This window comes from Singulisphaera photorubra, from assembly GCF_045290345.1.
Taxonomy (GTDB): domain Bacteria; phylum Planctomycetota; class Planctomycetia; order Isosphaerales; family Isosphaeraceae; genus Singulisphaera.
On sequence record NZ_CP155447.1, the window covers coordinates 5551648 to 5566087 of the forward strand.

A 14440-nucleotide genomic window follows, 5' to 3' on the forward strand; every position below is an offset into this window, starting at 1 on the left:
CAGCCGCTCAACCGACAATGGCGCGAAGGGCGTCCCGGGCCGCTTCGACGGTGTGATCGATGTCGGCCTCCGTGTGCGCGGCTGAGACGAAGGCAGCCTCGAACTGGCTGCAAGGCAAGTAGACGCCGCGCGCCAGCATTTCCCAGAAGAAGCGGCCGAACAAGGCGGTGTCGCTCCGCTTGGCGTCCTCGTAATTGTGAACCGGGTCTGAGTTGAAGAAGAGGGTCAGCATGCTACCGACCCGCTGCACGACGTGAGGGACTTTCGCGTCACTGGCCGCCTTCCGCAAGCCGTCTTCGAGCCGGGCCGAGATGGCCTCGAGCCGCTCGTAGGGAGGTTGATCGCGCAACATCCCGACCGTGGCCAGTCCAGCGGCCATCGCCAGTGGGTTACCCGCGAGCGTGCCCGCCTGATAGATCGGCCCGGCCGGGGAGACGAAGTCCATGACCGACGACGAAGCCCCATACGCCGCCGCCGGTAGCCCCCCACCGATGATCTTGCCCAGCGCAGTCATATCCGGCTCAATGGCGAATCGCTCCTGAGCTCCTCCAAAAGCAAGCCGAAAGCCGGTCATCACTTCATCGAACACAAGCATCGCGCCATGAGTACGAGTCAACTCACGGAGCTTTTCGAGGTAGCCCGGCCGAGGAGGGACGAGCCCCATGTTGCCCGCGACCGGTTCGAGGATGATTGCCGCGATCTGGCCGGGGAACTGCTCGAACGCGGCGGCCACCGCGGCCGCGTCATTGAACGGGCAAAGGATCGTGTCAGTAGTCGCGCCCGGGGTCACTCCGGGGCTGTTGGGAAAACCAAGCGTCGTCGCCGCCGACCCGGCTTGAACGAGCAAGGCATCGACATGTCCGTGGTAGTGCCCCGTCATCTTGACGATCTTGTTCCGCCCGGTGACGCCCCGTGCCACCCGGATGGCCGACATCGTCGCCTCGGTCCCCGACGACACAAAGCGAACCTTCTCGATCGACGGGACCGCCGCGACGACCGCCTCGGCGATGTCGACCTCGCGGGTCGTCGGCGCCCCGAAGCTTGACCCGAGATCGAGCGCGGCGACCACCGCTTGACGGACCGTTGGGTGAGCATGGCCGAGGATCATCGGCCCCCACGAACCGATGTAATCGATGTACTGATGCCCGTCGATGTCATAAAGGTACGCCCCCTCAGCGCGTGCCATGAACGGCGGCTCGCCGCCGACCGCACCAAACGCACGCGCAGGGCTGTTGACACCTCCGGGAATCACCTTGCAGGCACGAACGAAGGCCTCGTGACTGCGGGAAAGATCGTACTCAGGCTTCGAGATCGCCGGCGTCTTCGGTTCCATGATCGTTTATTGCTCACAGTTCGTGCGTGATCGGTATGCCACCAATACTGACAGTCGATCGTCGCCACACCACCAGTCAATGGCCCTGGAGATCGGAGACGGATGCAAAAAAAATAACACCGATCCGCGGCCCGGCCAAAAACCAGCCGATCAGACCCAAATGGAATGGCTGCAAACCGCTCGGATCTCACCGTTTTCCCTTTGACGCGAGAATGCGGCCGGCGTCCAATGCGTATTCAGGGGAGCCGGGCGAAGTCCCGGTCTATGAGGTCAACGCTCATCAGGGGAGTCTCGGTCTAGCTTAATCTAACGACGCGAGCGGAGGCGAGCATGCCGAAGATGCTGATCTTGCGTGGCAATAGCGGGCCTAACTATCCGGACGAGAGCGGGAAGCCGCACAACTACGACAAGGGGGCGCTGCACGAGCAGGCGGCTGTGGAATACGCCAGGCGCAAAGGCTATCAAGGGCTCGTGCTCGACATTTCAGGCGATCCTGATCGCCGTCCCGGCAAAACGCGAGCCACCAGCCCGCAGACCTTGTTGGCGTTGACGACGCTCGAAACGGACGATTCGATTACCGGACTCTACGGGTTTTCGGGCGGCGGCTATAACGTGTGGTGGATTCTGCGCACGTTGGGTCCGAAGGTCCTCAGTCGTCTCAAGTTGGTGGTCGTGCTCGGTGCGCCGGACAGACCAGCATCCGAGTATGAGGCGCGCAACTTCGGGGCGGGCTGGGAACTGGTCTACAAAAAGGATCCGCCGAAAGGCCACATGTTCGGCCCGGAACAGTTGCTCCAGGAGACGCCCGATCTCGATTCAGGACCGCCGCGCAAACACCACGAGACGGAGCGAAGAGATTGGTAGCAGCGACCGAACTGATTGCCGGTGAAGTAGACAATCGGGGACCGCACAGGCGTCGAGGTGGCACGGAATTACAGCGGAATCAACTCAAACCATCGGGTTTTTAGCGCTGTCGCGGATCATTGAAATCGACTCCGCCAGAGCCCTCGCTCAAGGTCTCCCGTCGAAACGGCCCACCAGCAACCGATCGACCCGGTTGGCGTCCATGTCCATCACTTCGAACTTCAACTCGCCCCAGACGAAGCTATCGGCCACCGTCGGGATCCGGCCGAGCTTCGTGACGACGAACCCAGCCAGAGTCTGATAGTCCCCTTCGGGGAGTTGGATCGGCTCGAAAAGGTCGCCGAACTCATCGACCGAGAGCATCCCGTCGAGCAGCCAGGTGCCGTCCGACCGCTGCACGGCCATCGGGTCGTCGGCCTCGGACTCGGAGGGCATCCCACCGACGATCGCCTCGAGGATGTCGTTGAGGGTCAACAACCCCTCAACCGAGCCGTACTCGTCGAGCACCAGCGCGATGTGGGTTCCCGAATTCTTGAACATTTCCAGAACCTTTAGACCGGTCATCCCCTCATAGATCAAGAGGGGTACGATCAAGAGTCCTTTGAAGTCATAAGGCCGCCCCTCGTACCCGCGGACGAGCAGATCTTTGACCTGAACGACCCCGAGCACGTTGTCGAGCGTACCGTCACTCACCGGGAACCGCGAGTGGGGGCACTCGGTGATCTTACGACGGACTTCATCGGGAGAGTCGGCCACGTCAATCCAGATGACCTCCGTCCTGGGAGTCATCAACGCAGACGCGCGCTTGTCGCCCAGGCGGAAGACCCGTTTGACGATTTCGTGTTCGACTTCCTCGAGGACCCCGGTCTTGGCCCCCTCTTTGACCAAAGCCCGAATTTCCTCCTCGGTCACGGTGGGGCTTGTGGACAGTTGGATTCCGAGGAGCCGGAGGACCAGATCGGTCGAGATGCTCAGAAGTCTGACAATCGGTACACCGACAACCGACAGCAGCCTCAAGGGCCCCGCCACGATGGAGGCGATCCGCTCGGGATTGCTCAGCGCCAGCCGCTTGGGCACCAGCTCGCCGATGACCATGGAGACGTAGGCGATGCCCGCGACCACGACGGCCAGGCCGATCGACTCGCCATAGGGAGCCAGCCTCGGCACCTGCTCCAGCCTGTCGGCGATACTTTCGGCAATCGTGGCCCCACCAAACACCCCGGCCAGGGTACCAACCATCGTGATCCCGACCTGAACGGTGGCCAGCGAACGATTGGGGTCATCCGCCATCTCCAGCGCGATGCGGGCCCTCCGATTCCCCTCCTCGGCCCATTGCCGAAGCCTTGCCTTGCGAGAGGCGACAATGGCCATCTCCGACATCGCAAAAATCCCGCTGGCCACAATCAGCAGCAAGATGAAGCACACTTCAATCAAGGCGGTCGACATCAGCGGGACCTCAACGGATTCGTTCTTACAAATGGTGCGAAGTTCGGCTGGCTCAAGCCGGTACGAAATCGCCAGCAGTCACACCGACCGGAACCCGCTTGCGAATTCGGAGCGAGGCAAAAAGCGGACACTCCGGCAGACCGCAACCAATCAACAAGCAAAATTTCATCGCTTTCTAATATCATCCAACTCTCAACCATCGGCGACAACGAGCCTCTGCCTCTGCTCGCGGAGAGTGGCAAGAATCCGGAACAGGACTCCGCCGAGAAGTCCGAACAGAAGGCTCGCAATCGCGTGACACGATTGTTGATACCGCAAACGATGCTCGGCAAGCCTGCTCGACTGCCCCCAGGGATCTTCGTCGCGGACCCCCACATCACCGTTGGGATCGATCCAGGGAGAAAGAGAGTCGAAAAAACGCGTGGCCGGCGAAGGAGGAGCCTCGCTCTGGCCATTCCATGGGCAGGGACCAAGGGTCACGACCAAGTAGGCCCAGCCGAAGGTGGCAAACCCGTCCCAAAAGGCCCGGCGAAGACTCGGGCCGTAGATCGCCATCGGAATCGAGGCCAGCAGGAGCGTTCCGAGAGTCAGGGTGAGCAGTTCGCCCCGCCCCCAGTGCTGGATGCCGTGCTTAAGAACCGCAAGCAGCAAAGCGATGCTGACAATGGCAATCATCAGCCCCAAGGTGGTGTTGCCGATTCGTCGCTTCAGAGACATCAATCAGCCCTCGCGGAGCCACCTCGCGGCGTCGAGTGCATGATAGGTAATAATCATATCGGCACCAGCGCGTTTGAAGCCGGTGAGAGTCTCGAGCACAATCCGCTTCTCGTCAACCCAGCCGTTCGCGGCGGCCGCTTTGACCATCGCGTATTCGCCCGAGACATTATAGACGGCGACCGGCACCTGGAACTCCTCTTTGACCCGGCGCACGATGTCCATGTAGGCCAAGGCCGGCTTGACCATGACCATGTCGGCCCCCTCGGCCAGGTCGAGAGTGACCTCGCGGATGGCCTCGTCGCTGTTGGCGGAATCCATCTGGTAGCTCCGCCGATCACCAAACGAGGGAGCGCTCTCGGCGGCCTCGCGAAACGGGCCGTAGTAGGCGCTGGCGAACTTGGCCGCATAGGAGAGGATCGGGACTCTCGCGAAACCCGCGGCATCGAGACCGGCGCGAATCGCGGCGACCATCCCGTCCATCATCCCCGAAGGGGCGATCACATCGGCACCGGCCCGAGCGTGACTGACGGCTTGCTCGGCCAGGAGCGGTAAGGTGGCGTCGTTGTCGACGTCAACCCGCCCGGCGGTCTCGGTCAGCGGACCGCAATGGCCGTGGTCGGTGTATTCGCAGAAGCAGACGTCGGTAATGACGAGCAACTCGGGGGCCTGCCGCTTGATGAGCCGCACCGCCTCCTGGACGATCCCCTGATCCAGGGAGGCTGCCGACCCGGTCGCATCCTTGTGTTCGGGGATTCCGAACAGGAGGACGGAGGGAATCCCCAACGCGACGACCTCGGCCACCGCCTCGCCAAGCCGATCGAGCGAGAGCTGGTACTGGCCAGGCATCGAGCTGATCTCCCTGCGCAAGTTCGCACCGTGGTAGACGAACAAGGGGTAGATCAGGTCATCGACGGTAAGCCGATGCTCACGCACCAGGTCGCGGAGCCGGGGATGACTTCGGAGCCGTCTCGGACGATGGAGCGGGTGGCCGGCGTCGTGCGGAAACGTCATCACGCAATTTCCAAAAGAAGAGTCGTGTCCGGATCCGTCTGATTGGGCTCGGTGGGCCAAGTGAGGCTCCCAGCTTATTCAGCTTAACGCGATGCGTACGGGGCCGTCGAGACGAACGACCTTCGGCTTGACGAACCTCCCATTCTCGGCTATCACCCCGGCTTAACCTATCTTCTCTCTCGGCTCCCGTTCGGATTCGGGAGGATTGTTCGTTGCCCTGGTTCGACCCGCGAATCGCCGCGTTGGTGCTCGGCCTGTTAGTGATGGGGCCGGCCGGCTCCGCCGCTGACCTGCCCAGGGCCGCCGACGTGATTGTGCCCGAGCTCGACGTGTTCGACGAGCCGGACGATCGCTCGGTGGCATCGGGACGGCTCCGCCAAGGAGACCGGGTGGTCGTGCGCGCGGTCGAAAACGAGGGCTGGCTGACCATCGAGCCCCCGCCTGGCTCGTTCCTCTGGGTCGAGCAATCGGCGATCGATCCCCCGGCCGGCCTTGGCCCGGCGCGGGTCGACGTGGCGGAAACGCGGGTTCGCTCAGGGATTCTCGATGCCAAGCTGCCGGGCCCACCGCGCGGATCGCTCCCGCGCGGCAAGGCGGTTCGCCTCATCGACCGGCCTCCGCTGATCATTGGCAAGAAGACATGGCGGGCCATCGCCCCCCTGACGTGCGAGGTCCGCCATATTCGCGCTGACGGGGTCGAATGGGCCCCCACAAGTCCAGCCGCCGAACCAGCTCAGGAGACGCGTGCCGCGTTCTCGGCGGAGGGTTCCCTGCCCGATCCTCCCCCGGAGACGGCGGCGGAGATCGCTCGGATTGAGTTGAGTCATCGCTCGATCTTGCGCGATTCGATCGAACGCTGGCGGCTCGATTCGATCCGCCAGCGCTATGAGGCTCTGCTCAAACGCGCCACCGACTCGGCCTCGACCCAGGCGATCCAGGCGCGGCTCGACCTGGTCGCGCGGCACGAGGAGGCCGCGGAAGCGGCGAGGAGGATCGAAGCGGCCCTGGAACAAAGCCGAGATCGTGACCGCAAGCTCGCTCTCTACTTGAGGCGACTCGCCAAGGCCGACGAACCGCAACAGCGCCCTTACGACGCCAAAGGGATGATCCAACCCTCGTCCCGCAAGGTCGACGGCCAGAAGGTCTTCGCCCTGATCGGTCCCAAGGGAACGGCGATCGCCTATTTGAACATCCCAGCCGGGCTCGATCCCTCTCAGCTGACGGCGCGCAACGTCGGGGTCCGGGGAAGCGTGCGCTACAATGAGTCACTTCGGGCGCAGCTCATCACGGTCCGTGACCTCGAGCCGCTCGACGGAAGACAAAGGCAATAGGCTAAGTCCCAGGCCGACTGCCCCAGGGATGCGTGGGAGTAAAGCATCGCCTTACCCGTGATGACTTGATCAACGATTTGCGATTGATCAGCGATCAGGATCAGATTTCCCCCATGGGTGGGCACGGTTCACCATCCCTATCTCCCTACCAAAGCGGAGGTTAAGATGGCGGGCCGTGCCCACCCCACGGGAATCGCTGGGCCTTTATAAAAAAAAATGCGGCCGGGCGACCGACTTGGGCGTCGGTGCCCGGCCACTCTGCGGTGTACGACTGAGTTTTCGATCCTGCAATCGACGGAAATCAGTCTTTCTTGGTGGCGGCCGCGTCGGCCTTGTCCTTGAGGAGCGACTTGCCCGCCAGCAAGGCGTCGATGTCCTTGCTCAGGGTCCCACCGGTCTGCTGGCCGACGTACGCGGCCTGCACGATGCCCTTGCCGTCGAGGATGAAGAGCGTCGGGATCGACTGGACCGAGAATGCGTTGCCGATCACCTGCGTGGGATCGACAGCGATCAGACCGACCTTCGTGCCGGTCAGAACCACCTTTTTCTCTTCGAGCGTCTTCTCGATGAGCTTGCGGAGCTCAGGGAGTTCGCGCGGTTCTTCGTCCTGGTTGAGTGCGACGATGACGACGTCCTTGTTATCCTTGGCGTAGCCTTCGATCATCTGCTGGAGCTCAGGAAGCGCCTTGATGCAGGGGGGGCACCAGGTCGCCCAGAAGTCGAGCAGGACGACCTTGCCCGCAAGGTCGGCCTTGGAGACAGTCCTGGTCTTGTCGCCGTCGAGCACCGTCAGGGTGAAGTCGGGGGAGGGCTTACCCACGTACTTCTGGAGGGACTCGCTCGGATCTTCAACGCCGGCACTCTCGAACGAGCCGACCTTCTTGAAGTCCGCGGGAGGCGTGAAGACGAAAGCATCAGCGTCCGGCGCCTTGGTCGAGACCGTACCGGCATCCCAGCCGAACTGGTCGATCGTGACCTTGCTCCCGCCCACGGCGGTCTTGGCCAGGATTTCGGGGGCGATCACCAGGTTGATTTTCGAGAGCAGCTTCGTCCCCGGATCGATGAACAGCTCAAAGTCGGGCCCTTCCTTACGGTCGAGCAGGAGCGACAGGCCGTCCTTGCGTTCCGGACCGACCTTGAGCGTCCCATCGAGCTCCTCGATCAGCTTCACCGGATCCTCGCCGAGCAGAAGGTTCAGGAGGATAAGCATCGGCGGACCGGTCGGCCCACCAAAGACGACCGAACCCGCCGGCCCCTGGCGGAACGTCTCGAACGTGATCGCCGCGGGAGCATCGGTCGAGCGGTACTGCTTGAGCGGTTCGACCGACGAGGTGATGGTCTTGCCGTCACTGACCATCCGGACCAGGCCCGCGTCGAAATCAAGCTTGTTCGGGCGAGTGAACGTCAAGCGAAGCGGCGAGGATTGGTTCTTCGACTTGCCGTTTTCGCTGATATTGAGCACGAACTTTCCTTGGTCCGCGTACGAGGTCAGTCCCTTGTAGGCCTTGATCACCTCGTCGAGCAGTTGCTTCGCTTTCGGATCAACCGGAGGGGCGTCCGCATGGGCCGCCTTCGCCACTCCACCGGCCAGCGCCACAAGACAGGCCAGCCCGCAGAGCACGGTTCGGGGTGAGTAAGAATGCACGAGGGAATGTCCTTCGGGTAATTCGAACCAACGGCTCTCCCCACCCGGGCCTGAACCCAGGCGTGGAGAGCCATACAACTCGATTCTCTCATGAGGAGCAACGCCGAAACCAGCCGGCCCAGCAGCTCTCCGACCCCTTTTTCTCCGATCAGCGGGGGCCGTTACGTTCGCCAGTAGGCAGTATATGGCCCATTTTATCGCGTTTGGTGGCGAGGTACTTGGTCCGTTCCGCTTCCTCGGGGGCAATGATCGGCACCTGGTCGACCACCTGGAGGCCATGCCCCTGGATCACGAAGGCGTCAACCTTCTTTGGGTTGTTCGTCAAGAGCCGGACCTTGGTCAGGCCGAGATCCTGGAGGATTTGCAGACCGACCCCGTAGTCGCGCGGATCGGCCGGGAAACCGAGCGCCTGGTTGGCCTCGACGGTATCCATGCCTTGATCCTGGAGCTCGTACGCCTTGAACTTCTCGATCAAGCCGATGCCTCGCCCTTCTTGCGGCAGGTAGAGCAAGGCCCCTACCCCTTCGCGACCGATCATTTCGAGGGCCAGGTGGAGTTGGTCGCCGCAATCGCAACGGAGTGAGTCGAGCAGGTCGCCGGTGAAGCAGGACGAGTGAATCCGCACCAGGGGGGCCTCAACCGACAGCAGGTCGCCCATCGCGAACACGATCGGGTTGTTCTCGGGCTCGTGCTTGACCCCATAGCCGATGACCCGTCCCTTGCCATAGCGTGAGGGAAGCTCCGCCTCGGCCAGGCGATGCACGAGCTTCTCACGGCGCCTGCGGTAGCCGATCAGCATTTCGATGGAAACGATCGGCAGGTTGAATTTGGTGGCGATCTCGTGGAGCCGCTCTCGGCTGGCGACGCCGGTCCCGTCGAGAATCTCGATGAGCACCCCCGCCGGAGTGAGACCGGCCAGCCGAGCCAGGTCCACCGTGGCCTCGGTGTGCCCGGCGCGGCGGAGCACTCCCCCCTCCTTGGCGATCAGCGCCGGGACGTGTCCGGGACGAACCAGGTCGAGAGGTCGCGTGGTCGGATCGACGATCGCGCGGATTGTTCGAGCCCGTTCCTCGGCGCTGATGCCGGTGCGGCACGACTTGTGGTCCACCATGACGGTGAACGAGCAGCCATGGGGCGCGGTGTTCGTCTCGACCATCGGGTTCAGATCGAGCCGCTTGGCCTGGTCGGGCATGATCGGGACGCACAACTGCCCGCGCCCCTCCGTGATCATGAACTCGACCGTCTCGGGCGTGATCCGATCGGCCGCGGCCACGAAATCGCCCTCGTTTTCGCGGCTTTCGTCGTCGACCACGATGACCACACGCCCCTCGGACATGGCCTGGAGAGCGTCCTCGATTTTCGAGAATTGATAGGACATCGGACTCGATCTCTCCGAAAGACAAACGACAAACGGCCAACGGGCCCCGATGAGCCCTAGTCCTCTTGGGGACGTTCACCACTAAACCCCATTGTAGGGGAACCCGGCTAGATGCGCACAACGAATCTCCAGGAGTGCCCCATCGGAACCGTCTCGAAACCGCCGGGCATGGTTTGTTCCCATTGTCAATCGGACCGAGGCGCGGCACATTGCCTGGATGACCAACCTCGATCGCAAAGCGAGATTCTGGCTCGTTCTTCAATGGCTGGTGCTGCTGAACATGCTGGCCTCGCCGGCTTACTCAGCCAGCCTCGATGTCGAGCCTTCCAGCGTCCACTTGGTCGGGCCCGATCGTCGAACTCAGCTCCTCGTGTCGAAAAGCGAGACGGACGGCCGGTCGATTGACCTGACCCGTGACGACTCCTTGAAATACGAGAGCCGCAACCCCGAGATCGCGGCGGTCGACAACCAGGGGCGGATCCGACCCACCGGCGCGGGCGAAACCTGGATCACGCTTCATCATGAAGCGGAATGCGCGAGCGTCAGGGTCGTGGTGGAGGACTTCGCCGGCCGCCGCCCCGTCTCGTTTACCTCGGAAGTCATGCCGATCCTTGCCAGGCAAGGGTGCAACTCCGGAGCCTGCCACGGCAAGGCGAGCGGACAAAACGGATTTCGGCTCAGCCTGCTCGGTTCGGATCCCAGGTCCGATTACGAGAGCCTCATCCGCGAGGGCCGAGGGCGCCGGGTCTTTCCCGCCTCGCCAGAGGCGAGCTTGCTCCTCCGCAAACCGACCGCGGAGCTCGGTCACGGCGGAGGCCGGAGGTTTTCCCGAGAATCGCCCGAATACCAAACCCTCGCCCGCTGGATCGGGCAAGGGATGACTTATGATCCAGGCCAGAGCACTTCGGTCCTGAAGATCGAAGTCGCCCCCACTCGCCGTCGAATCGCCCCCAAGGGAACCCAGCAACTCCGTGTGACCGCCCATCACAGCGATGGAACGGAGATTGACGTGACTCACCTGGCGCAGTACCAGTCGAATGCTCTCGACCTGGCGACCGTCGATGAAACCGGCCAGGTTGTGGTGCTCGACGGCGTCGGAGAAGCCGCGATCATGGCGCGGTTCGGTGGGCAAGTGGCGGTCGCCCGCGCCATCGTCCCCCGCCTTGAAAAGGCGGCAGGCTGGGACGCGCCTCCATCGACCAATCCCATCGACCCCTTGATCTTCGGCAAACTCCGCGAGCTTGGCATTCCCCCCAGCGCCACCTGCACAGACGCCGAGTTCGCGCGCCGGTCGGCCCTCGACCTCTGCGGGATCCTTCCCGACCCAGGCGAAGTCGCCACGTTCGAAGCCAGCCACGAACCGGAAAAGCGGGCACGATGGGTTGACCGCCTCCTCGACCGCCCCGAATACGCGGATCTGTTCGCAATGAAATGGTCGGCGATCCTGCGCAACAAACGAAGCCTTGGTTCCCTCTCGCAACCTGGGTCGTTCGCCTTCCATGCCTGGATCCGTGAGGCGCTGGCCGAGAACAGGCCTTACGACCAGTTCGCAGCCGCGATCCTGACCGCGAAAGGGGATGCCACGGCGTCTCCTCCCGTCGTCTGGTTCCGGCAAGCGAAGACGCTCGAGGAGCAGGTCGACGACACCACTCAGCTCTTTCTGGGCGTCCGTCTCCAGTGCGCTCGATGTCATCATCACCCATTTGAGTCTTGGGGCCAGGACGACTACTACGGCTTTGCCGCCTTTTTCGCCCAGGTGGGCCGTAAGCCAGGGCCCGACCCCGTGACCCCACGGATCTTCGTCCTCCCCGAGGGGCAAGCGACCGACCCCTTGACCGGCAAGTCGTATGCTCCTCGCGTGCTCGGCGGCTCCGCGAAGCCGGACCTCGGCCCCCACCACGATCCGAGGGAAGCGCTGGCCGATTGGCTCCGCCGGCCTGATAACCCATACTTCGCCCGGGCCATCGTCAACCGCTACTGGAAACATCTGTTCGGCCGAGGGCTTGTTGAGCCCGAGGACGACATGCGGGCCAGCAACCCGCCTTCCAACCCCGAGCTGCTCGATTTCTTGGCCACCGACTTCGTCCGCCACGGCTACGACCTGAAACAACTCCTCCGCCGGATGGCGACCAGTCGCGTTTACGACCGCTCGAGCCTCCCCACTCCCGGCAACGAGCGCGACCGCCAGAACTATGCCCGCTACTTCCCGCGTCGGCTCCCCGCCGAGGTCTTGCTCGACGCGATCGGCAACGTGACGGGAAGTCCCGAGGTCTTCGACGGCCTGCCCCGTCACTTTCGTGCCACTCAGCTTCCCGACGACGGATTTGCGTCGGCTCTGCTCGAGACCTTCGGCCGTCCCAAACGCGAAAGCGTCTGCGAATGCGAACGCTCGACCGAACCGAGCCTCTCGCAGAGCCTGCTCCTGCTCAACTCCCCGACCCTCCAGCGCAAGCTCAGCGCCGACGGAGGCCGGGCCGCACTCCTGGCGAATGATCCACGACCGGACCGGGATAAAGTGGTCTCGCTTTATCGGCTCGCTCTCTCACGAGTCCCGTCCGACGAGGAACAAGCGGTCTGCCAGGCCCACATCGACCGCCTCCGATCCGAGGGCCGCCTGCGCCTGGCCTACGAAGACCTCATCTGGACCTTGATCAACACCAAGGAATTCCTCTTCAACCAGTGATGGCCCCTGGCTCGTCGGCCTTGGTCTGCTGCTGCAAGAAGTCCCCCAGGAGAACGACCAGGTCGGCTCGCCGCGACATGAACTGGTCGAGGGTATACTCGTCGAGAACCGCCAGAAAGGCCTGCTGCGCGCGTTGGAGCGCCCCTTTTAACCCGCATGACGGGGAAATCGGGCATGTATTCGTCTCGGGATCAAAGCATTCCACAAGGTGGAAATGAGGCTCGGTGCGTCGGATCAACCAGCCGATGTTGATATCCAACGGGTTCATCGCAAGCCGCATTCCGCCACCACGCCCCCGCTGCGCCTCGACCACTCCGAGCTCGGTCACCGTTTGCACCACCTTCACCAGATGGTGCCGCGAGATCCCAAACGCTCGGCTGATCTCTTCGACCGAGACCACTTGCCCGGGATGACAAGCCAGATAGAGCACCAGCCGCAAACTGTAGTCGGAAAATTGAGTCAGGTGCACGGAGACCCCTCAGGAACTCGGCCGCGGGTTGACAAACGGCCCTCACCTTATAATATGGATTCCCGATGCAAATTAAAAGTGACTTTCCCAGCCTAGACATCCTACCATCGATTCGATAATTCGGCACGAATCGGTCCGTGGATGTCGAGAAGCCATGGATGAGGGTGAACGATGGCAGCAAGTGCCCGACCTTCGGCAGTGCGTCAGGTGCAGATGAGTAGCGCGTCAGGGCGAGGACTCGGCGTCCTGCTGGTTGGCTTGGCGGCGTTCGCGGCCGGGACCACGGTTTGCGGCCAGGACATTGAGCGTGCCCCGATCCATTACAGCTCGGCGGAACCTCGCAATGCGGTATCGCAGCTCAAGGAGCGGCTTGCCAAGGGGGAGACGAAGCTTGAGTTCGAGCCGGAGCACGGGTACTTGCGCTCGCTCCTCCGTGCGCTCGACATCCCCGAGTCGTCACAAGTCCTCGTGTTCTCGAAGACGAGCCTGCAACGCGAGCGGATCTCGCCCAAGACGCCTCGCGCGATCTACTTCAATGATGAGGTGATGGTCGGCTTCTGCCTCCGTGGCCAGGTCATCGAGATCTCGGCCGTCGACGACGCGATCGGCACGACCTACTACACGCTCGAGCAGTCGCGTGAGGAGAAGTCGGCCCTGGAGCGACAGACCGAGTCGTGCCTGCTCTGTCATAGTTCCTCGACCACTCAGGGGATCCCCGGCCACCTGGTCCGTTCCGTCTTCGTGGACCGTCAAGGGCTCCCTCTCCTGGCCAGCGGTTCATACCGCACCGATCACACGAGCCCGATCGCCGAGCGCTGGGGTGGCTGGTACGTAACCGGTACCAGCGGCCAGCAGACTCACATGGGGAATATGATCAGCCAAGGCTCAAGAAAACCCGAGGAGATCGAGAACACCGAGGGGGTGAATGTGGTCGATCTCAAGGATCGATTCACCACGGCATTCTACCCGACACCCCACAGCGACATCGTTGCGTTAATGGTTCTCGAGCACCAGGTCGGCATGCTCAACCGCCTGGCCCGCGCCGGGATGGAAACGCGCATGGCGCTTGACTATGAGAAAGAATTCAACAAAGCACTTGGTGAGCCCCTCGACCAGGAGTCCACCAGCGCCCGGTCCCGGATCCGGAGCGTGGGCGAGGCCGTGGTCCAATACATGCTCTTCCGCGATGAGGTGCGTCTGACCGACCGAATCCAAGGCACGTCATCTTTCGAAGCCGACTTTGCCGCTCGCGGCCCCCGCGACTCCAAGGGCCGATCCCTCCGCGACTTCGACCTCAAGACCCGGATCTTCCGTTATCCGTGCAGCTACCTGATCTACTCCCGCGCCTTCGACTCGCTCCCCAGCGCCGTGAAGGACTACGTCTATACCCGTCTCTGGGAGATCCTCAACGGCCGAGGGACCAAGAAGGACGACCCCATCCTGGCCCTGGAAGATCGCGAAGCGATCCTCGAAATTCTCCGCGACACGAAGCCAGGGCTGCCGGCCACCTGGAAAGTACCGACGGCATCCCGCTAATTGCAAAGTCGCACAGATCGGACGACC

Annotated in this window: 11 protein-coding genes; 4 read left to right on the forward strand and 7 right to left on the reverse strand. The window is 62.8% G+C overall.

Annotated features, from left to right (window positions below; translation table 11 throughout):
* Positions 1–7: 7 nt before the first annotated feature.
* Positions 8–1336 (reverse strand): glutamate-1-semialdehyde 2,1-aminomutase, encoded by a 1329-nt coding sequence (gene hemL / locus V5E97_RS21005; RefSeq protein ID WP_406701192.1) that lies wholly within the window; start codon positions 1334–1336, stop codon positions 8–10.
* Between the two features lie 327 nt (positions 1337–1663).
* Here hemL and V5E97_RS21010 point away from each other — a divergent pair, with 327 nt between their 5' ends.
* Complete coding sequence (locus tag V5E97_RS21010) at positions 1664–2197, forward strand: hypothetical protein (protein WP_406693484.1); 534 nt, start codon at positions 1664–1666, stop codon at positions 2195–2197.
* Between the two features lie 147 nt (positions 2198–2344).
* Here V5E97_RS21010 and V5E97_RS21015 read toward each other — a convergent pair whose 3' ends face one another.
* The 3 genes from V5E97_RS21015 to hemB form a co-directional block, all read right to left on the reverse strand.
* Positions 2345–3643 carry a hemolysin family protein gene (locus V5E97_RS21015; RefSeq protein ID WP_406693486.1) on the reverse strand — a complete coding sequence of 433 codons (1299 nt, stop codon included), beginning with the start codon at positions 3641–3643 and terminating at the stop codon, positions 2345–2347.
* A 192-nt stretch (positions 3644–3835) separates the two neighbouring features.
* Positions 3836–4360, reverse strand: a complete 525-nt coding sequence (locus V5E97_RS21020) for a hypothetical protein (protein ID WP_406693487.1) — start codon at positions 4358–4360, stop codon at positions 3836–3838.
* A 3-nt stretch (positions 4361–4363) separates the two neighbouring features.
* A complete protein-coding gene (gene hemB, locus V5E97_RS21025) occupies positions 4364–5371 on the reverse strand; it encodes a porphobilinogen synthase (RefSeq protein WP_406693488.1) in 1008 nt (335 codons plus the stop codon).
* A 212-nt stretch (positions 5372–5583) separates the two neighbouring features.
* On the opposite strand from hemB, the gene V5E97_RS21030 reads away from it, so the two are divergent.
* Positions 5584–6702 (forward strand): hypothetical protein, encoded by a 1119-nt coding sequence (locus V5E97_RS21030; RefSeq protein ID WP_406693489.1) that lies wholly within the window; start codon positions 5584–5586, stop codon positions 6700–6702.
* 301 nt (positions 6703–7003) lie between these two features.
* On the opposite strand, the gene V5E97_RS21035 is transcribed toward V5E97_RS21030, so the two are convergent.
* Positions 7004–8347, reverse strand: a complete 1344-nt coding sequence (locus V5E97_RS21035; RefSeq protein ID WP_406693490.1) for a redoxin domain-containing protein — start codon at positions 8345–8347, stop codon at positions 7004–7006.
* 148 nt (positions 8348–8495) lie between these two features.
* Positions 8496–9725 carry a GTP cyclohydrolase II gene (gene ribA, locus V5E97_RS21040; RefSeq protein WP_406693491.1) on the reverse strand — a complete coding sequence of 410 codons (1230 nt, stop codon included), beginning with the start codon at positions 9723–9725 and terminating at the stop codon, positions 8496–8498.
* Between the two features lie 217 nt (positions 9726–9942).
* Between ribA and V5E97_RS21045 the strand changes: the two genes are divergently transcribed.
* A complete protein-coding gene (locus V5E97_RS21045) occupies positions 9943–12408 on the forward strand; it encodes a DUF1553 domain-containing protein (RefSeq protein WP_406693492.1) in 2466 nt (821 codons plus the stop codon).
* On the opposite strand, the gene V5E97_RS21050 is transcribed toward V5E97_RS21045, so the two are convergent.
* On the reverse strand, positions 12398–12877 hold the full coding sequence (locus tag V5E97_RS21050) for an RrF2 family transcriptional regulator (protein WP_406693493.1): 480 nt from the start codon (positions 12875–12877) through the stop codon (positions 12398–12400). The genes V5E97_RS21045 and V5E97_RS21050 overlap by 11 nt on opposite strands.
* 171 nt (positions 12878–13048) lie before the next feature.
* On the opposite strand from V5E97_RS21050, the gene V5E97_RS21055 reads away from it, so the two are divergent.
* On the forward strand, positions 13049–14413 hold the full coding sequence (locus tag V5E97_RS21055) for a hypothetical protein (RefSeq protein WP_406693494.1): 1365 nt from the start codon (positions 13049–13051) through the stop codon (positions 14411–14413).
* Positions 14414–14440 lie beyond the last annotated feature (27 nt).